The sequence below is a fragment of the Roseateles oligotrophus genome, assembly GCF_014204525.1.
GTDB lineage: Bacteria > Pseudomonadota > Gammaproteobacteria > Burkholderiales > Burkholderiaceae_C > Paucibacter_A > Paucibacter_A oligotrophus_A.
In genome coordinates, this window is the sequence record NZ_JACHLP010000005.1 from 397,054 (window position 1) to 413,938 (window position 16,885).

At 65.6% G+C, this 16,885-nt stretch carries 22 protein-coding genes; 4 read left to right on the forward strand and 18 right to left on the reverse strand.

What is annotated here, in order from left to right:
• Positions 1–9: 9 nt before the first annotated feature.
• The 6 genes from HNP55_RS14280 to HNP55_RS14305 form a co-directional block, all read right to left on the reverse strand.
• Positions 10–249 carry a hypothetical protein gene (locus tag HNP55_RS14280; RefSeq protein ID WP_083881232.1) on the reverse strand — a complete coding sequence of 80 codons (240 nt, stop codon included), beginning with the start codon at positions 247–249 and terminating at the stop codon, positions 10–12.
• A 62-nt stretch (positions 250–311) separates the two neighbouring features.
• Positions 312–854 carry a PD-(D/E)XK nuclease family protein gene (locus HNP55_RS14285; RefSeq protein ID WP_157302067.1) on the reverse strand — a complete coding sequence of 181 codons (543 nt, stop codon included), beginning with the start codon at positions 852–854 and terminating at the stop codon, positions 312–314.
• 11 nt (positions 855–865) lie between these two features.
• A complete protein-coding gene (locus HNP55_RS14290; protein ID WP_221439591.1) occupies positions 866–1,255 on the reverse strand; it encodes a CFI-box-CTERM domain-containing protein in 390 nt (129 codons plus the stop codon).
• Positions 1,256–1,320: 65 nt separating this feature from the next.
• Complete coding sequence (locus tag HNP55_RS14295) at positions 1,321–1,818, reverse strand: hypothetical protein (protein ID WP_184300558.1); 498 nt, start codon at positions 1,816–1,818, stop codon at positions 1,321–1,323.
• A 20-nt stretch (positions 1,819–1,838) separates the two neighbouring features.
• The gene (locus tag HNP55_RS14300) at positions 1,839–2,141 is read right to left on the reverse strand and encodes a hypothetical protein (RefSeq protein ID WP_004355149.1); all 303 of its coding nucleotides are present in this window, start codon (positions 2,139–2,141) and stop codon (positions 1,839–1,841) included.
• The gene (locus tag HNP55_RS14305; RefSeq protein ID WP_004355148.1) at positions 2,141–3,169 is read right to left on the reverse strand and encodes a PRTRC system protein D; all 1,029 of its coding nucleotides are present in this window, start codon (positions 3,167–3,169) and stop codon (positions 2,141–2,143) included. The genes HNP55_RS14300 and HNP55_RS14305 overlap by 1 nt, the downstream gene beginning before the upstream one ends.
• Before the next feature lie 1,203 nt (positions 3,170–4,372).
• Between HNP55_RS14305 and HNP55_RS14310 the strand changes: the two genes are divergently transcribed.
• Positions 4,373–5,572 (forward strand): integrase domain-containing protein, encoded by a 1,200-nt coding sequence (locus HNP55_RS14310; protein WP_004355147.1) that lies wholly within the window; start codon positions 4,373–4,375, stop codon positions 5,570–5,572.
• Between the two features lie 66 nt (positions 5,573–5,638).
• Here HNP55_RS14310 and HNP55_RS14315 read toward each other — a convergent pair whose 3' ends face one another.
• The 11 genes from HNP55_RS14315 to HNP55_RS14365 form a co-directional block, all read right to left on the reverse strand.
• Entirely contained in the window at positions 5,639–5,854 is a 216-nt protein-coding gene (locus tag HNP55_RS14315) for a hypothetical protein (protein WP_004355146.1), read from the reverse strand.
• The gene (locus tag HNP55_RS14320; protein WP_184300560.1) at positions 5,851–6,018 is read right to left on the reverse strand and encodes a hypothetical protein; all 168 of its coding nucleotides are present in this window, start codon (positions 6,016–6,018) and stop codon (positions 5,851–5,853) included. The genes HNP55_RS14315 and HNP55_RS14320 overlap by 4 nt, the downstream gene beginning before the upstream one ends.
• 101 nt (positions 6,019–6,119) lie before the next feature.
• Positions 6,120–6,968, reverse strand: a complete 849-nt coding sequence (locus tag HNP55_RS14325; protein ID WP_004355145.1) for a PRTRC system ThiF family protein — start codon at positions 6,966–6,968, stop codon at positions 6,120–6,122.
• Positions 6,956–7,654 (reverse strand): PRTRC system protein A, encoded by a 699-nt coding sequence (locus tag HNP55_RS14330; protein ID WP_004355144.1) that lies wholly within the window; start codon positions 7,652–7,654, stop codon positions 6,956–6,958. Before HNP55_RS14330 ends, HNP55_RS14325 begins: the two co-directional genes overlap by 13 nt.
• Complete coding sequence (locus HNP55_RS14335) at positions 7,654–8,394, reverse strand: PRTRC system protein B (RefSeq protein ID WP_039920498.1); 741 nt, start codon at positions 8,392–8,394, stop codon at positions 7,654–7,656. The genes HNP55_RS14330 and HNP55_RS14335 overlap by 1 nt, the downstream gene beginning before the upstream one ends.
• Positions 8,395–8,408: 14 nt before the next feature.
• Positions 8,409–9,440 (reverse strand): PRTRC system protein F, encoded by a 1,032-nt coding sequence (locus HNP55_RS14340; protein ID WP_004355141.1) that lies wholly within the window; start codon positions 9,438–9,440, stop codon positions 8,409–8,411.
• Positions 9,437–9,871: a PRTRC system protein C gene (locus HNP55_RS14345; RefSeq protein ID WP_004355139.1), complete on the reverse strand. Its 435-nt coding sequence runs from the start codon at positions 9,869–9,871 to the stop codon at positions 9,437–9,439. Before HNP55_RS14345 ends, HNP55_RS14340 begins: the two co-directional genes overlap by 4 nt.
• An 87-nt stretch (positions 9,872–9,958) precedes the next feature.
• Entirely contained in the window at positions 9,959–10,444 is a 486-nt protein-coding gene (locus HNP55_RS14350) for a PRTRC system protein E (protein ID WP_004355137.1), read from the reverse strand.
• A 74-nt stretch (positions 10,445–10,518) separates the two neighbouring features.
• A complete protein-coding gene (locus HNP55_RS14355; protein WP_184300563.1) occupies positions 10,519–12,303 on the reverse strand; it encodes a PRTRC system ParB family protein in 1,785 nt (594 codons plus the stop codon).
• Positions 12,304–12,413: 110 nt separating this feature from the next.
• Positions 12,414–12,650, reverse strand: coding sequence for a hypothetical protein (locus tag HNP55_RS14360; protein ID WP_004355133.1), 237 nt, complete (start codon positions 12,648–12,650; stop codon positions 12,414–12,416).
• Between the two features lie 2 nt (positions 12,651–12,652).
• Entirely contained in the window at positions 12,653–13,228 is a 576-nt protein-coding gene (locus HNP55_RS14365; protein WP_004355131.1) for a hypothetical protein, read from the reverse strand.
• 176 nt (positions 13,229–13,404) lie between these two features.
• Between HNP55_RS14365 and HNP55_RS14370 the strand changes: the two genes are divergently transcribed.
• The 3 genes from HNP55_RS14370 (at position 13,405) to HNP55_RS24795 (ending at position 15,470) form a co-directional block, all read left to right on the forward strand.
• A complete protein-coding gene (locus tag HNP55_RS14370; protein WP_004355129.1) occupies positions 13,405–14,397 on the forward strand; it encodes a hypothetical protein in 993 nt (330 codons plus the stop codon).
• A gap of 91 nt (positions 14,398–14,488) precedes the next feature.
• A complete protein-coding gene (locus HNP55_RS14375; RefSeq protein WP_039920423.1) occupies positions 14,489–14,803 on the forward strand; it encodes a hypothetical protein in 315 nt (104 codons plus the stop codon).
• Between the two features lie 139 nt (positions 14,804–14,942).
• Entirely contained in the window at positions 14,943–15,470 is a 528-nt protein-coding gene (locus HNP55_RS24795) for a hypothetical protein (RefSeq protein WP_184300567.1), read from the forward strand.
• Positions 15,471–15,799: 329 nt separating this feature from the next.
• On the opposite strand, the gene HNP55_RS14385 is transcribed toward HNP55_RS24795, so the two are convergent.
• On the reverse strand, positions 15,800–16,762 hold the full coding sequence (locus HNP55_RS14385) for an IS5 family transposase (protein WP_184300570.1): 963 nt from the start codon (positions 16,760–16,762) through the stop codon (positions 15,800–15,802).
• Between the last annotated feature and the right edge of the window lie 123 nt (positions 16,763–16,885).

A 16,885-nucleotide genomic window follows, 5' to 3' on the forward strand; every position in this document is an offset into this window, starting at 1 on the left:
GGACAGCCATCACTGCACATTGCATGGCGCATGCAGCACGGCAGCGTTGACGCGCCTGATCAAGCCACCTCCCGCCAAAGCCCACAAGGTCAGTACATCGTCAAAAGCCTGAACATGCCGCGGACACTTGGCGAGCCACTCGACAAGATCCTGCGCCGTCGAGCTTGAAGGGGCGTCATGCATCGCCGTGAAGAGACGCCACGCGTCGTCGAAGTCCGGATCGCAAGACTTGCGAGCAATGTCTGGCATGTCTGAGTCCAATCCTGTAGTCGTCATCACTTTTTGACGTGCTCCCTGCCCACTAAGACGATTCAGGTTGTCCAGCGTTTATACGCTTGGTTACCCTCTACTCGGCGACTCGTGCACTTTTTCTCGAATCCGCACTGATTGCAGAGCTTTGAGGCGCATGCAAGCCGGGGCTGGATGCTCCCATCCAGGATCGCGGCTCGACGATCAATCAGCGCGTCAACCTCGGCCGGACTCAACAAGCTCACCCTGTGCGCCGTACGATTGCCGTCCTCGGTTCGCACGACCACGTACCCATGCAGCGCCACCTCATCCCCGGTCTGCCTCATGAGGGCGACGCGTTGTGCGGACAACTCAATCACATCCGAATGGTAAGGACGATTGGATCGGCGGGTTTTCAGCTCAACCAGGATGAGCGTCTTGCCTTCGACGCGGTATGCGCGGTCAACCTTTGCCGTCAAGGCAACCGGACCGACACCGCGAAACAACTTCTCGGCGTACGCAAGCGTGGCGCGTCGAAGTTCCAAGGGCATCCATGCCTTCTCCCCTCGGCGCCGCCACTGCAGTAGCAACCAGCCCAGAAAGGCCGCCAAGACCAGGACGGCCAAGGCAGATTCAATCACCGCCCCGCCCTCCCCCGGCTTGCGAGCACCCTCGCCGCCATCCACACCACCGGCCTGAGCAGCGCCCGCGTGATTCGCAACAGATGCAGGTGCCCCTGAAGCAAGCGACACACGCCCGGCGCCATCCGGTAGTAGCCGAAGATAAACGCACGCCCGATGAGTGTGGCGCGCAGCACCCGATCGCGGAACGACCTGAGCACGGCCACCTCTGCTCCCTCCCCGTAGACCAAGGTGGCGATGAAGCAACGCCCCTTGCGCTCCATCCTGCCCTCCAGGAAGAAACGGCGATGCTCGCGGTCACCGCGCATCATGTCGGCATGCTGCTGCGGCGAGTGGCGCCAACCGTATCGGTGCTCGAACTGCACCAGTTGTTCGCAGACGCCCATCTGGGCGAGCTCGGACGCACTGACGCTGGGACGTCCGCCGCAATGGGCTCGGGAGCGACCGCGAGTCATCGCACGGCTCCTTCACGGCTGTGACCCGCACGCCAGCGGCAGTACTCGCGGTCCATCAGATAGTCGACCACCGCAGCCATCCGATGGCGCCGCGTTTGCGGCAGCTTGGCGGTCACCAGCCAGAACAGCAGCGCGAACACCAGGGTGGTCGGCACAGCGCCCCACCCGAGTGGGACCGCAAACGACCCCACCGTTGCCGCGATGATGAGGACATCCGATTCGGCCGGCCAGCGGCGTCCTTCCCGACGCAGGACGTTCGTGCCCTCCCCCGTGGTGTGATCCATGAGGACCAGCGCACGGCCATGGCGAGCACGCTCGACGACGACGCTGACCTCGTCGCCGAGCCTGACCGGGCTTTCGATTCGCCCGAGGGAAAGATCCTCGATCCGCCCATCCGCCAGCCGCAACCGAATGCGATGAGCTTCCGGGACGGTGGCATCCCTCACCACATCGTCCACCCAGCCGTGGATGAACAGGTAGTTCGATTCGTTCATCGACGTTCTCCAGCCCGAGTTCACTTCTCAAGGGGCGCGCCAAAGACGTCGGCCGCCGCCGGCATCTCGAAGGCGGCTCCGGACGGTCCGCCTGCGACAGCACTCACGACTGGTGGCACAGACGCCAGCCGCGCGACCACCGCGCCTGCGCCCGCGCTGAACTGCCCAAGCACCGCCTCATGCGCCAACAGGCGCAGGCGGTTAATGCGCTTGGTGCCTTTCTTGAAGCGGATCAGGTCGTCGTAAAGCCGCGGATCGTCTTCCCGATCCAGCTCGAACAGCATCCGGATCGTCTCCAGCTTGGGGCTCACGGCATCGTCCATCACACACCTCCTTGAGAAGCAGTGGCGGCGACCCCGAAGAGTTTGGGCGCGTGATTCATGCCGGCAATCTGGAACCCGCGAACGTTGGCATGCAAGGGATCCTTGACCTCCAGGATCTTGTGCTTCGGGAAGGCTTCCTTCACCGCCTTCTTGAACAAGTAGGCGCCCCCGCCCACCAGGATGATGTTCTGGAAGCTGTAGCTCGCGTCGATCCAACGCAGCATCGATGCGACGGCCTGCTGGGCGATCGAGTGGGCCATGGGCATGGCCCGGGAGATGTCGTACGGCTTCTGGTAGATCACCGGATTCTTCCCCGTGCGCAGGGCCAGGTCGATGGCTTCGATGTCGCTGTAGGGCGTACCGATGTCGTGGCCGATCTCCGCGGCAATCGCCTGCAGGATGTCGAAGACGCCCCGGTTCACCGAGTGGCTCTTGGCTTGCACCAGGCGCATGCCCCGCGCGACCAGCCAGTCGAAGGTCCGCGACCCCGGATCGAGGATCAGGCTCTGCTCCCGCTCGATGGCGCCGCTCTTCCCGTGCTGGACGGCGAAGTCCACCAGGGCACCCTGCGGTTGCGCGACCGCCAGGGCCTTGCGGACCACCACGGTCTTGCCATTGCCGATGTCGTGCGTTCCGGTCACCGCCTTCTCGAGCGCAGCCTTCTTGGCGGTCAGCGCCGCCACCGGCAGCCCCACGACCAGCAGGTCGATCGATGGCTGCTTCATCAGCGCGAGCGCTCCTCGCAGAAGCGCCATGTACTCGGGCGTTTCCGTGTAGCGGTCATGCATCTGGGTCGCACGAAAGGTGTCTGCCGCCAGTTCGACTTCCGGCCCCACCTCGTAGAAGAGGCCATTGATCGGGACCGCCACCGTCTTGCGCCGTTCGTAGCCCGGCTGGACGGATGGCTCGCGCATGCTCGGATAGGCGACCGACGGGAAGCTGGCGCAGCGAATTTCGTTGCCGGACACGCTGGTGACGTACTTGGTGTTACCGAAGCCGACGTCGACGGCTCTGACGACAAAGTCCATGAAGAGCTCCTATGTGGGTTCGAGACTGGCCAGCATCGGTTCAGCGATGCCGGCGTTCCACACGGAAATCGCGGGGGAAAGCTCCGTTCTCGCAATCAGCTCGGACTGTGCTCGCAACCGGTTCGGGTTGAGCCTCAGCCCCAGTCGAACGCATCCGACCGTGCAGTCCCACGGGCTCCGTGTCGGACTACGGTCTCATTGGAGTTGTCGTGGTCAAGACCGCATTTTCAGCGGCGAGGCGGCCACGTCCGGCCGCAGAGCCTCGAAACCCTCACGGTGGCAACCAGAGGCCAGGCAAAGCGATGTCAAGCCCTTGCGCCACCTTGATCAGGCGGTCTTTCGAAAAATAAGCGCCCCTCACGTTGCAATTTCAAGCGCCACCCGCAAACCCGGCTGTTTCGGCGCGAAGTGGGTGGTTGGGAAGTGGCCGCCGTTGACGCGAGCGGGGCCAGGGTGTGAACTACAGGCTCCCGAGGCCTCCTGGCCTGCTCCATCGCGGAGCGAAAGGCGTTGCGGTCGTTACCCGCCTCTTCAAGTCCCGACCTCCGAGTCGGGCTCGGCATGGTCCCTTGAGTCCACGCCCGAAGCAGTTCAACCCGTAGAGCAACGCATGGCATTGCTGGCAGTCGTCTGCCAGACGTTCCCCGAGAACGAGCCCTGCATTCGAGCAGTTCACCCGGCCGGCACCCGATGCCGCGCCACTGTTCCCGTCATCCCTTCGAGCATGCGCACTTCGCGCAGCACACGGCTGTGTTGATCCCTCGTTGGATTCCCCGTGTGCCCCCGCTCGTGAACCTGACACCGCCCTGGACTTTCGGTCAGGGGTGGACCTCATGCAGGTGGATGGCGCTACGTACCGAGGACTGATCCCCCAGTGGCGCTCAAGGCAAGACCTTCGCGCTGATGTTGCCCGTGCCCCCTGAGGCCGGACCTCATCCCAACCCCCGACGAACGCAGAAATGCGGATGCGGGACGGATCACCGTGTTCATTTTTAAGACTGACCGAGCCGGAGCGCCGATTGCGCTGACCGGCAAACCCTTGAGGTAGGCGTGGCGTGCTCGTGGCCGCACATCCCGCCCATGGCAGTTGACCACGCATCGCCAGCGCAACGGAATCCGCGCGGGCGATGAGCGAACGGATTCCTCCCCATTTGCGCTGTGCGCCGCCGGGACGGCACACGGCTCCTTCACCGGAGAATTGCCATGTCCAGTTTCAATGCACACCACGCCCCCCGCCGCGTTCAGGGTTCCCCCGGCGCGTGGCGCGATGCCCACCACCAGCCGCCACGCCGCCAGGAACAGGCCGCGCGAACGCCCGCCGAGATCCTCCAACGCCATCGGCCGGGACGGACCGACCCGCTGCGGGTGCTCGATCTGCTGATCGAGTTGTTCAACGCGGAACACACGGCGCTGGAAAAAACCGTGTCGCACAAGACGCGGCAGGAACGCGCCGACTTCCTGCGCCGCTTCTTCCGCGACCTCAGGAACAAGGCCAACTTCGCCACCGTGCCCGATCCACGCAACCTGGGTGACCGCCATGTCCGGGCGATGGTCGAGGTCTGGCAGCGGGAAAGGCTCGCCCCCGCCACCATCCAGACCTACCTCAGCTTCCTGCGTGGCCTTGCCCGCTGGCTGGGCAAGCCGGGTTTCATCCGCAAGCCGGCCTACTACGGCCTGGCGCCGGCCGAGTATCAGCGCCATGAGTATGCGCAACGTGACAGGAGCTGGACCGCTGCCGGGATCGACATCGACGCACTGGTCGAGCGGGTCAGCGCGTATGACCGCTACGTCGGTGCGTCGCTGCGCCTGATCCGCGCATTCGGCCTGCGCCGCAAGGAATCGGTGATGTTCCGCCCCCACCTTGGCGTGGTGCCGTTCGAAGCCACCGGGCTCCCGACCGAAGAAAGACAGGCCGAGCACTATGTGCGGATCAAGGAAGGAGCGAAGGGGGGAAGGCTGCGTTTCGTTCCGGTGGACACCGAGCAGCGCATTGCGGCACTGGCGTTCGCCCAGGCGGTCGTCCAGAGCAGCGATGCGCACCTGGGCGACCCTCGGCACAGTCTTAAACGCAATCTGCGGCGTTTCGACTACGTGATGGCTCGATTCGGCATCACGGCGGAAGGACTGGGAGCGACGGCGCATGGGCTGCGCCATGAAGCGATGATCGATCACTACAGCGGCAAGGCCGGCGTCGAGCCGCCGGTGCGCGGTGGCGGTGACGCATCTGACGAGGTGGACGCGGCTGCGCGCCTCTCGGTCGCCCGCCTGGCCGGGCACAACCGGGTCAGGGCGTCTGGCGCCTATTTAGGTGGGCTACTGGCGCAGCGAGCGGCGCCGAGGTCACAGACGCAGGGCAAGATGCCCGGCGCATCCGGTGACGAAGGGCTGCCCGAGGAGCGTTGAGTCAGGTCGGTATGGTCCGCCCACAACGAAGACGGGGCTTCGCGGCCCTGTCTTTTTCGCTACGGATCACCGGGCCCCATCCGTGCGGCGGCGTAGTCCCTCGCGGTAGAGGATCGCACCGATGCGGCAGAGCAGCGCTTCATCGTCCTCGGAGAGTTCGAAACTGTCCATCCAGATGGCCAGTTGAACGATGGCATCGTCAATCGCTTCGGCACTGCCGACGATGTCCAGCAACTCGGCGTGCGCCTCGAATTGCTTGATGATGGGGTGGTCTTGCGTCAATCTGCCACCCGCAGTGCGGCCAACTCGGGCGCTTCGGCGCCGCACGCCACGTCCCGAGCCCGTGAGGCGGCATACTCGCGAATACCCGACAGGACATCCCGCTCGATGCCTTCCAGCAAATGCTGCGGGATGGTACCTGCCGAGAGGTCTTTCAAACGGCCCATAGCCTCCCCCTTCTTCGAGGTTAATGCGATACCGATTCAGCATACCCCTGAATGCGAGGGTGAGGAAGTGACGCTATCCGCTTCCTTCACGTTCCAGGTCCTCATGCCGTGCCCTCCCCTTCGGCCTCCTCCGGTTCCTGCCCCGCTTCTCCGGCCCCGTGTGCATCGGCCATCACGCAACCGAAACGCGCCCAGGTCTTCGGATCGACCTCGATGGGACCGGCCCGCTTGCTGTCCAGATTGACCACCACGCCGTGCTGGCCGAGCCGCCCTTTGGAGAACAGTTCGTAGAGCAACTGCGCGGCGAAACGCACGGCCACGTCGTTGATGAACAGCCCTTGAGAAGCGAGCGACATGCGGACAGAGCAGGAGGGGCGGTTGTCGTCGGGGACGCTGGCGTCCAGCAATTCCGGGAACAGTTCGGTGACACAAGGCAGGCGCGGGGCATTTTCGCCTTTCGTCCGGTGCAGTCCTTGCCCGAGCACCACCTGGGCACTGGCCTCCGTGTTGCCAAGGTCGAGCCAGTAGCGGTAGCGGCCGCCCCCATCGAACACCGCTTCGTGCAACGTCCGCCGTGCCGACCGGCTGTCGACGCAACTCACCAGGATGTCGGCGCTCGGCGGCGAATAGCGATTCGGCCGGAATACCTCGTAGCGCATCGGATGCGCGATCCAGTCCAGTCCGTAGAACTGGTTGAGGCGATGGATGGTCACGATAGCCTTGTGGCGCCCGATGTCGGCACGGCTGTAGAGTTGCCGGCCCACGTTGGCCTCGCTCACCCGGTCGTCGTCGAAGGCGGCGACGTGCAGGCCGTGGGGGTGGCCGAGGGCCTTTATCGCAATGTCGAGGCGGGCGAGACAGGCTGCCATCTGGGCGCCGTTGCCGCCCACGCCCACCAGATGAACGCCGACACGACGGTCGAGCAGTTCGGGATCGATCAGGTGTTCCACGGTCCGAGCCTCCTTTCCTGGCAGAAAGCCAGTATCCGGCGCAGGAAGCCCGGTTCAAGGTCGGGATCGTTACCCGTTGGCGCGACAGCGGCCTGCCACGGATGGGGCAAGGCACGGAAGCGGCCATTGACCACCAGCCGGAACTCGGCGCGGGGCGCGGGGTGATGCAGGTAGCCAAAGACACCGGCCACCTTGATGCCCACATCGTCGCGGTCGTCCACAGCGGACCAGAAGGGCCTGCCGTAGCCGTGGGTGTGCAGGTCGACGGCCAGCGTCTCGTCGGCTTCCATCGCCGGGACGCGGTAGTCGATGCGGTCGGGTGACGCGGCGGCAGGTTCGCACAGCGCCATCCGCAGGCGCCGGGTGCGCCGCGAGTAGATGAGCGCCCCCGCGACTTCGTTGGGCAGGCCACGCCGCCCTGCTTCGATGAAGTCCTCGATCAGCTTGATCGGCAACACGCCGAAGCCGAACGTGAGCCGCTCGTCGACAGCCCCGTAAGGCAAGGGAATCGGCAAGGCGGGCGACAGCCGCTGGATGCAATCCAGCCAGTCGAGCTTGGCCTGCACGAACACGCCGTTGGCCGCGAGGATGATCCGCTGCCCGTTCGCCATGTCGGGCAAAGGGCCGAAGCGCGGGGCGGCGAGTACTGGGCAGGCCGCTTGCAGGGCGAGGTCGCGCACGTCCATCACGCGCCCTCCTTCATGCCCAGCAGCCCGCCCAGGGTGGTTTTCACGTCCACCAGCACCCGCTCGGGAAAGCGCCGGAACCGTCCATCGAGCATGTCCTTCCAGAAGGCGTAGGCGCCGCCCCGGTAGCGGACCAGCTTTCCTGCGCCGTTCGGGTGGGTGAAGTAGGAGCGCATGAAGGCATCGTTCCAGGTGGCGATCTTCTCCACGGTGGTGCCCTCGGGCACCGGCGCGTTCCCTTGGCAAATACTGCCTTGCGCGTTCACGTTGAAGTACGGGGCCTGAAATAGCGCGGTCGTCGGGGTTGGACGGCGGGCGCCCTTGACGGCCCACACCTTCCAGACCCGGCTCGACGCCGCGAAGACCAGCCCTGGATGGGCGACGGTTTCGCCGCGCTCAAGACCGCCAAAGCCCTCGGCATGCTCCCTGTCGACGCGGAATGCGATGTGGCGACGGGCTGGCGGCACCCACCAGACGATCAGGTCGCCCTCCATGTAGAGCACGGTTTCGGGAAGCAAGCCGCCATGGGCGGCGCGCTTCAGCAGGGCGCGGGCCAGTTCCATCGCCGCGCGGGGCGTCATGGCCTGACCGGCACCGATGACCGGCTCGCCGTCGACTTCCTCGATGTCGTGGACCGTAGCCAGCGCACTGCCCTGCTGGCCGTCGTAGATCAGGACCGCTCGGCGCAGATGGACGGTGCCGGTAGTGGGCGCCTGGATGAAAAACTCGGCTTCGTTCATGGTCGTTGCCTCCATCACCAGTCTCCCGCCGAGAGCCGATGAATCAAGGCGTCGATGCGCCGGATGGCCTCGAAGCGACCCGCCATCGCCCGCTGCCATGCGGCGAAGGCGCCGGGGTCGCCCAGCTGCACCTGGAACTCCCCCATCGTCTCGCAGTATTCGCCCTGGTGGGCGAGGTTCAGGAGGTCGTCGTAGATGCGTGTCGTCACGTCGCCCTCGGTCCAGGACAGCACCGCGCCGAAGCCGACGAACTCGCCATCGGTGTCCGGCCGGAAGGTGTCGTCGAGGTCCAGGCTCGCCAGCGCCAGCGCGTCCTCGGCCACCGCCCTGACGGTCTGGTCGCCGGGGGCGCGCAAACGCTTGACCGCCCGGCGCAGGAAGCGGGCGCACAGCGGCAGTTCCAGCCCGCGCGGCCAGCGCCGCGCCCAAGCCGGGTAAGCAGCTTCGAGGCTGGCCTTGCTGACCATCTCCTCGCGCATCGCTGCGCGGGCCTCCTCGTCCTCACCGCAGTTCATATCGAGGGCAGTTTCCTCGTCGTCCTCGCCGCACCAGTAGAGGTAGGTCACTACGTCGCAGGCGATGTCCGGGGTGAAGAGCGGATAGACCCAGGCACTCTGGCGGCGCAGCACATGCAGGACCACGGGGCCAAGGCCCGGCACCCGCCGGCTCAGCGCCGCCAGCCCCTCGCCCACCACCCACTCCTGCTCGTGGTACTCGCCCCAGGAAGCCTCGACGGCCCCCACGTCGAATTGGCGTTTCGGGTGGTTGGTGAAGGTGCTGTAGCAGTCGCCATCGCGGGAGAGCAGATGCAGGCCGAAGCGGGGGTTCAGGCAGTGCAGCGGCCCGATCTGGCGCTTGATCCAGCGGTCGAGGGCCTGCTGGCAGGCACTGAGGGAATCCGACCACGTGGCCGGGATGTCCGCTTCGTCGAAGGCCTCGGCCTCGATCAGGAAGCGCGACACGGTCGCATTGGCCGCGAGCAGCGGCCCCGGCGCGATAGTACGGGGCACAAGGGCGCCGATGCGCGGCAGGGCAAGCGCCGTCATGGCAGCGGCGCCAGCATGTCGCTGTCCGGCAGCACGCGGGCCGCTTGGCGTTCGCCCCTATGGCGCATGGATTGCAGCACGAAGGCGCCCCACGCGCCGCCGCGCTGCTGCGAGCCGGGGCGGGCAAGCGCACGGGCGAGCTTGCCGCGCACGTCGGTCGCGCCTTTGGCCTCGGCCTCGACATCGGCCTTGAGGGCAGCAAGGCGGCTTCCCTCGCCGCTGGTGCAGCCCTTGGTGCCCACGGCCTTGCGGAAGGTGTATTCCTGCACACCGCCCGCCACCTCGCCGGCCTCGATCTCGGCGCTGATGAGTTCGGGGTACTGGGCGCTGTAGAGGTCGCGGACCTCGCGGGGCGTCATGCCCGGCACGTCCGGCAACGCCACGCCGTTGTAGCGGAAGACCCGCTGGATTTCGTTGATCGCAATCGTCATGATTCGGCTCCTGTCGTCTGGTGCCTCCCACCGGAAGGCCCCTTGCGATCAGTCTCTCGCCACCCTGCCCGCTTTCAAGGCCACGCCTTAGCCGAACAGGTCGTAGGAGCCGCCGCCGGCCGCTGCCGAGGCGGCTGGCTGTGCCGCGCCGGCAGCGCCATCCCCGCCCTCCTCGCCCTCGTCGGCGGGTTCCGGCATCGCGGCCTTCGCCACGCTCGGAGCCTTGGCCGGGGTGGCGGCGGCAGCGGGTTTCGCCGCCTTCGTCATCGCTTCGCCGGCCTTCTTGGCGGAGGCCGCCTTGGCTGCCTGCAGCACTTCCTGGGTGGCCTCAGCCTGCGCCGAGAGGCTCTGGCGAACCTCCCGGTAGCCCTTCAACACCCCCACGAACTCGGCATCGAACTCTTCCGGCGTCGCGGTGAGGCTCAAGGCCTTGGTCAGGGCCGGTTCGTCCACGTCCTTCTTGGGCTTGGGGATCACATTGATCGTCATGCGTCCGCTCTTGTTGTCGGCGCTGATCACCATCGTCAGGGTGGCGCTGGCGGCCAGCGCATAGAGTTCCTCGAACATCGTCATGTCACGCTCCTTCAAAGAGAAATGCCTTCGAGACCATGCTACGAAGGCATTGGGGGTTTTCCAGTGGGCGCGGCTCAGGCTGCGAGGAGCTCGTCCTCGACGCTGTCGTCGGATGCTTCGACGGCGGGGCTGACGGATGCCTCGCTCGTCTCGGCGATCAGCCCGGAGGCGGTGGGCTTCCTGGGGTACTGCATGACGGCAGGCACGGTGCCGTCGTACGCGAAGCCCGGCACGGCGAGCAGCGATTGGATGAAGTCGCCCTTCTTCTTCGCCCGTGCCAGCTTGAAGGCGGCGCCCATCTTCTGTTTCAGCCCCACCTCCCCGGCCAGCGACTCCAACTCGCTCATGGTGAAGAGTTCGAGGAACTCGGCGTTCCATTTGAAGTGCTTTCGCTCGTCAACGTCGAGATAGCTCAGCATGGCTTCCAGGTCGCGCGGATTCACTCCGAAGGCCGCCGAGGCGGTGACCGCGAGCATCAGTTGCTCTACGTGCTGTGCGCCGATGGCGTCCGCCTCGGGCAGGGCCGCCGCGAAGTCCAGCCGTTCGAGCACCCACGGCCCGGCGATGCGTTTGGCGGCTGCACCGAACTCGCGGGTACGCACGTCGCCGGTACGGCCGCAGCGGGCCAGCGCGATCATCACGCGCCGGTTGCGCTCGGGTTGGGCCATCAGTTCCCTCGCCGCCCACTTGCGCCATTGGGCTACCCGGAAGTCCTTCACCCGCTGCGGCGTCTGGTTGCTGGGCGCCGGCGCGGTCCTGGCCGGCGCTGGCGCAGCCGCTTTGCGGGCCGATGCCTTGCCGATCGTCTTGGGCGCCTTCTCCGGCGCTTGCGGCATGTCGTCGCGCCGTGCCTTGCGCCAGGCAGCGACCTTCTGGCTGTTGCACCCGGCATCGAAGCACAGAGAGGCGGTGACCTCCCCCAGGCTGCCCGGCAGGGCCGATACCGCGCAACCGAACGCGGCGCACCCCTTGCACGATCCATACTGCTGCGGGCCGACGCCGAGCGCGCCGTCTTCGGTCACGGGCAGCGGGGTGAAGCCGTCGGAGGCCCTGACGATGCGCACCATGGGGTACTGTTCGCGCAGCCCCTGCGCCTTCGCCTCGATGGCCTGCGTGGTGAGTTCGTCGTAGTGCGTGGGATGCTGGCAATAGCCTTCGCCCAGGCTTTCGTCGAAGAGGCCGGATTGGCGGGCCGAGTTATGCGGACAGGCCGAGCACTGGGCGGTGTCGAAGATGGCATCGGCCAGACGCCGGGCGAAGCGGCCCAACTGTTCCTTGAGGGCGCCTACCGGCACCTTGTGCGCCAGTACGCCCGCCAGCACCGTGTCTTGTTTGTCGGGGGGCACACCAGCCAGCAACTCGGCGTGGCCGAGTTGAATCTGGCGGTGGGTCAGCGCCTCCAGGACGGCCGGGGTGCAGGTCAGCAGCGCCAGCCGCCGTTCCAATAGATCGGGCTTCCAGCCCAGTGTCGCCGCCGCTTCGTCCTTGTCGCCCTTGTAACGGATCAGCATGCGCCTGGCCGCGTGGGCTTCCTCGGCATGCGACATGGGCGCCCGGTGGTGGTTCTCGATGACGGCGATGGCCTCGGCCTCCTCGTCGTTCAGGGCCTCGATCACGACGGGCATGTCGTAGTCTTCGCCGAAGACCTCCTTGGCTGCGCGCCAGCGGCGTTCGCCCGCCACGATCTCGAAGAGGTTGGAGTTGGGGATAGGGCGAACGATGATGGGTTGAACGACGCGCCCGGCGGCTTTCAGGCCGGCCCTGAGGTCGGCCATTTCGGCCGGGTCGAAGTAGGTGCGAGGGTTCCTGCCCTGCACGATGCGGCGCAGGGGCAAGGTGGGGTTGGCGGGTGCGTCCATGAAGACCTCCTGATGGGATGTCTCCATGCTCTCGCAGGGCGGGTCTTCTTCAAGGGCGTGCGTCGGGCCGGAGGGGCTGCCCGCACTTGGCCGGTCCGCCGGCCACCGCGTTACCGATTGTCCGCGCCCTCGCTCGCTTCGATCAACTCGTCCGCCGCCTGCATGGCCCGGCGCAGACAGAGCGCGAGCGAACCGCCGTCGTGGTGCTGGGCGTTGAGTTCGCACTGCTTCCCCCCATCGATCCGGTTCCAGGCATGTTCGGCCTTGCGCAGGAAATGGGCGACCTCGACCAAGGCCTCCCGGTCGTCCGGCGTGATCCGCTCCAGTAGCCGTGGATCGAGCAGCATGGTCAGGCCCTCATCGAGTGAGCACGGCCCATGAAGCGCTTCAGGCGCGCCATGAGCTGCCGGTGGTGATCGGGGAAACGGATGAGGTTCGGGTCGCTGGCGTCCTGCTTCCACCAGATGCTGGCGTAGTCGGAGACGAGCGCGTTATAACCGCACGCCGGCCCGTCCTCGTCGAACTCCGCGCACAGCCGCTGGATCGCCTCGCGGTGGCTGAGCCGGCGCAGCGAAACCAGCACGCCTGGGCTCCAGACCACCCACACGTTGCCGCCGAAGGCGCGTATGGCATCCATGCCCGAACAGACAAAGAAGTCGTCCCAGGCATCCTTGCCGTTCGCCTTGTCATCGAACCGATCCGTCCAGCGGGCCGTCGGCGACAACCTTGCCTCCAGGATGCAGCCTCCGGCCTCGTACATCCCGTACTCGTAGGCGACGGTCAGCGACTCGCTCAGGCAGATTCCGGTGCCGGTGTAGCTGCGGGAACGGGAACGCCGGAAACCCTCGCGCAGGATGGCGCGGGCGGCGGCATCGCGGGTGCCGTGATAGAGGGGGCGGTTGGCGGGTGTCGTCGGGGCATCCATGCGAACAAGCGTCGCACCCGCCCCTTTTGATTCAAGACCGATCGCTTGCCACACCGCGCCCTCTCAGCGGCATGAAGCCTGCCCAGGGTGCTGTGCATACTCCGAGATGGTGTCGCCGAAATTCATCGCATGGCACACTTTCAATAATCGATAACACCAAAAGGCATAACAGTGGCATGAGCAAAGGCATCAAGATGCGTTCGGCGAGGGATCGCCACGGACGCTCCTACACAGTGGAGGAACTGCAACAGCTGACCGATGGAGGCGGCACCGCGCCCGACCTGGCTTGCGACGATCCCTCGTGCGGGTGCAGTGTCAGGTTCGTCCCGCGCTACCAGCAGAACCGAGCCAACCGCATCGAGCCCGTCGATGTCCCGGCCTACATCGGCCTGACCCGAGGATCGGAACATGCTGCCGGCTGCCGCTACGACGCATCGGGCCGCTTGAAGATCATTGCAGCCCAATCCGACCCACAGTTCCTGAACGCCTTGGAAGATGGGAGGCGGGAACTGCGCTTGCTCGCGTTGCACAATGGACTGCGCAAGCACGGACTGTCGGGAAATGCGCCAACGGTCAATGGCAGCGCCTCCGCCGCCGGAACGACCAAGATGGCAACCGAGGTGATCGCCTCGGACAAGAGGCTCGACAGCTATCTGCGCACCACGGCCGACCTCCTGGTCCTGCGCGCGATGTGCGAATCCGATTCATTGCTTGCCGCCGAACTGGTGTTGCGCTTGGGCCCCAAGCGACTCCCCTGGAAACAGTTCTTCTTCGAGCATGACCGCTTCGATGAAGCTTGGGAACTGGTCACCAAGAGCGGCAACAACCCCTACCCGGTTGCCCTGGTCGGCTCGGTGCGGTCTTTCCATCAGCCCCCCGCCGGCGCCAAGTACAAGAGCAGTTTCCTCAACTGCCGGCCGCTGTATCGCAAGACAGACGATCCCCAACGTATTGAGTCGTTCGAGGTCAGCATCGCGCACCCCGATGCTTCCTGGCTCGGCGGCTTCCCGCCCGATGCCGAGATCGTCATGTTCGGTCTCTGGAAGGCAAGCGGCCCCATCGAGAACTCCGCCCCCGACAAGCGCGACCGGACGCGGACCATCACCTACGAGGCCCACAATCTGACGCTCACTCCGAAGTTCAAGAAGCAGATCGTCATCGTCTCCTGACGATCAAGGGCCTCGCTTGAGCGATGTTGAGTGGTAAGGTGAGAGGCTTTTCGCCTCTCGCCTCTCGCCTCTCGCCTGTCCCGCTGTTCTGATGTCGTTGCTGCGCTATACCGTCTTGAAACTCTTCGAATCACCGCGCGGCCACCTCGCCGAGATTTCCCGGATGGTGCGCCCCGACCGCGGGACCTGGGTGGACGAATGGGTATGGATCGAAGAGCGTCATGTCATGACCCTTCAGTCGCTTCCTGAACGCGGCGGCCTCGATTTTGAGGAAGGCGAGTTGCACCTCGCGGGATATGCTGGTGAACTGCGCTGGTCGAACGGCCGGATCGACACGCTGAGCCGCGTTCACGTTGGCAAACTTCCGCAACCATCGCGCAGCTTCCTGGAACTACACCTCAGCTGACCCTTCACCAGCCTCCTGCCCGAAGGCTGGAGAGCGGCGCGGCCTGTCCACGACCTGCGATGTCGTCGCCCTGTGAGGCTGGCACCCAGACGCCGGACAACAGAGTTGATGCACTGCCACTACCCCCCGGAATGGCGGCATGCGCGACCTACGCTTTCAGCGCGCGCACCGGGCATGGCTGGATCACAACGCCATCACCCTGGCGAGCCACATGGATCGCTCGATGCTCGTCGATGAGAATGCACGGTTTGCCCGTGCGGCGGCAGTGATCCTGCACCCGCCAGTAATCACCGTGGCTGATGCAACCGGTGCGACAGATCAGGAGTTCAACCTCCTGCTCACTGTGGCTCGCGGCTTCGCCGTCACACACGGACTCAGGCTCGACCACGGTAATGCGACCAGCGGAACCACTTGGCGCCGAGGAAGAAGTCGGCGAAATGTAGCACGGGGGACGGCGTTGCTTACAGTAAAGGGCTACACGTTATTGCTCAGGGACACCCTCCTTGGCGCGCGTCCCCTGGCGCGCAGTGTTGGAGCCTCCCCACAGTCCCAGCAGACCGACAGGCAGCAGCAAGATCCACTGCGGCAGCTTGAAGAGCCAAGCGCTCTCGGGCTGAATGGCAGCAAGTCCAAGAAAAACCAGGCCGAAAGCGCACCACAGGGCTGAAACGAACAGTACGAGATAGCGGGCTGGGCGCGCATGGCGGGGCAAACTGCCAACGATCAATGCCGGCACGGAGATGGCTAGCACCACCGACGCCATGTGCCAGACCGCATAAAGCGTGAGCTTCGGTTCTACGGCCATGGACGATGCCAATAGTGGAGCGGCAACATCCGGGCCGCCAGCTAGGGCAACGCTGAACAACCCCTCGAAAATCGCAGCGTCTGCTCCCCCTTCTCGTCATGCGGGATGAGTTGACGTTTTCGACGGCAATTGAGGCCCTGCGGCCCTGAAATCACCCTCCGCGGCGCCGCTTTGGCGCCCGGCGGACGCACCTATGCCACCAGGCGCTTGCGCGCCAGGTAGATGTTGGCCAGGCCCAGCGCCACGAATGCCCGGTTGGCGTTCTTCTCCAGGCCCCGGTAGCGCACCTTGGCGAAGCCCCACAGTTTCTTGATCACGGCGAAGACACGCTCGACCTTGGGGCGCACCTTCGACTTGATGCGGTTGACGATCCTTTCGAGATCGGCCGTCGGGCTGCTCGGCCGCACACGCTGATTCGTACAGTCCTGGGCCCGCGGCGCCTTCTTGGCGATCAGCGCCTGCTGGGATACATACGCGCTGTCGCCCCAGACCTTGTCCTCGCCCCCGTGCAGCAGATCGGGCATCGGGTGCTTGTCGTGCACGTTCGCGGCCGTCACCACCGCGCTGTGCGCAAGCCCCGTCTGGCTGTCCACGCCGATGTGCAGTTTCATCCCGAAGTACCACTGATTGCCCTTCTGGGTCTGGTGCATCTCGGGGTCACGGGCCTTGTCCTCGTTCTTGGTCGAACTCGGCGCGCTGATGATCGTCGCATCGACGATGGTGCCCGTGCCCACCTTCATGCCCTTGGCCTGCAGCAACTCGCCGACCTTGGAGAACAGCGCCGCGCCCAGCTTCTTCTCTTCCAGCAGGTGCCTGAACTTCAACAGCGTCGTGCCGTCCGGCACGCGCTCGCGTCCCAGGTCGATTCCCACAAAGCGCCGCAGCGACGTGCTGTCCAGCAGCGCCTCCTCGCACGCCTGGTCGGCCAGGTTGAACCAGTGCTGCACGAAGTACATCCGCAGCATCGACGGCAGCGGCACCGGCGGCCGACCATTGCCGGCCTTCGGGTAGTACGGCTCGACCACCGCGCACAGTTCCTGCCAAGGCACGATCTGTTCCATCGTCGCCAGGAACTCGTCTCGCCTCGTCGCCTTGCGGTAGCGCTCGAATCCTTCGCCTTGATCGGCCGCCATTGCCAGGGTCTGCTGCTTCATCGTTGTGCGCCTCGCTTGCTCGTTGCATTAGCAAGCAAGCGCCGCGCCTCGTGGGGACTTAATCAGCGTTGCCCTAGCACATGGACCGCAGTGGTGACAGCGGCAAGAATGGCGGCGGTGACA

Excerpts from the sequence above, each read along its gene's own strand:
- HNP55_RS14280 (WP_083881232.1), bottom strand. The coding sequence starts at position 249 with ATGCCAGACATTGCTCGCAAGTCTTGCGATCCGGACTTCGACGACGCG.
- HNP55_RS14290 (WP_221439591.1), bottom strand. The coding sequence starts at position 1,255 with ATGGGCGTCTGCGAACAACTGGTGCAGTTCGAGCACCGATACGGTTGG.
- HNP55_RS14295 (WP_184300558.1), bottom strand. The coding sequence starts at position 1,818 with ATGAACGAATCGAACTACCTGTTCATCCACGGCTGGGTGGACGATGTG.
- HNP55_RS14300 (WP_004355149.1), bottom strand. The coding sequence starts at position 2,141 with ATGGACGATGCCGTGAGCCCCAAGCTGGAGACGATCCGGATGCTGTTC.
- HNP55_RS14305 (WP_004355148.1), bottom strand. The coding sequence starts at position 3,169 with ATGGACTTTGTCGTCAGAGCCGTCGACGTCGGCTTCGGTAACACCAAG.
- HNP55_RS14310 (WP_004355147.1), top strand. The coding sequence starts at position 4,373 with ATGTCCAGTTTCAATGCACACCACGCCCCCCGCCGCGTTCAGGGTTCC.
- HNP55_RS14320 (WP_184300560.1), bottom strand. The coding sequence starts at position 6,018 with ATGGGCCGTTTGAAAGACCTCTCGGCAGGTACCATCCCGCAGCATTTG.
- HNP55_RS14330 (WP_004355144.1), bottom strand. The coding sequence starts at position 7,654 with ATGGACGTGCGCGACCTCGCCCTGCAAGCGGCCTGCCCAGTACTCGCC.
- HNP55_RS14335 (WP_039920498.1), bottom strand. The coding sequence starts at position 8,394 with ATGAACGAAGCCGAGTTTTTCATCCAGGCGCCCACTACCGGCACCGTC.
- HNP55_RS14340 (WP_004355141.1), bottom strand. The coding sequence starts at position 9,440 with ATGACGGCGCTTGCCCTGCCGCGCATCGGCGCCCTTGTGCCCCGTACT.
- HNP55_RS14345 (WP_004355139.1), bottom strand. The coding sequence starts at position 9,871 with ATGACGATTGCGATCAACGAAATCCAGCGGGTCTTCCGCTACAACGGC.
- HNP55_RS14350 (WP_004355137.1), bottom strand. The coding sequence starts at position 10,444 with ATGACGATGTTCGAGGAACTCTATGCGCTGGCCGCCAGCGCCACCCTG.
- HNP55_RS14355 (WP_184300563.1), bottom strand. The coding sequence starts at position 12,303 with ATGGACGCACCCGCCAACCCCACCTTGCCCCTGCGCCGCATCGTGCAG.
- HNP55_RS14360 (WP_004355133.1), bottom strand. The coding sequence starts at position 12,650 with ATGCTGCTCGATCCACGGCTACTGGAGCGGATCACGCCGGACGACCGG.
- HNP55_RS14365 (WP_004355131.1), bottom strand. The coding sequence starts at position 13,228 with ATGGATGCCCCGACGACACCCGCCAACCGCCCCCTCTATCACGGCACC.
- HNP55_RS14370 (WP_004355129.1), top strand. The coding sequence starts at position 13,405 with ATGAGCAAAGGCATCAAGATGCGTTCGGCGAGGGATCGCCACGGACGC.
- HNP55_RS14375 (WP_039920423.1), top strand. The coding sequence starts at position 14,489 with ATGTCGTTGCTGCGCTATACCGTCTTGAAACTCTTCGAATCACCGCGC.
- HNP55_RS24795 (WP_184300567.1), top strand. The coding sequence starts at position 14,943 with ATGCGCGACCTACGCTTTCAGCGCGCGCACCGGGCATGGCTGGATCAC.
- HNP55_RS14385 (WP_184300570.1), bottom strand. The coding sequence starts at position 16,762 with ATGAAGCAGCAGACCCTGGCAATGGCGGCCGATCAAGGCGAAGGATTC.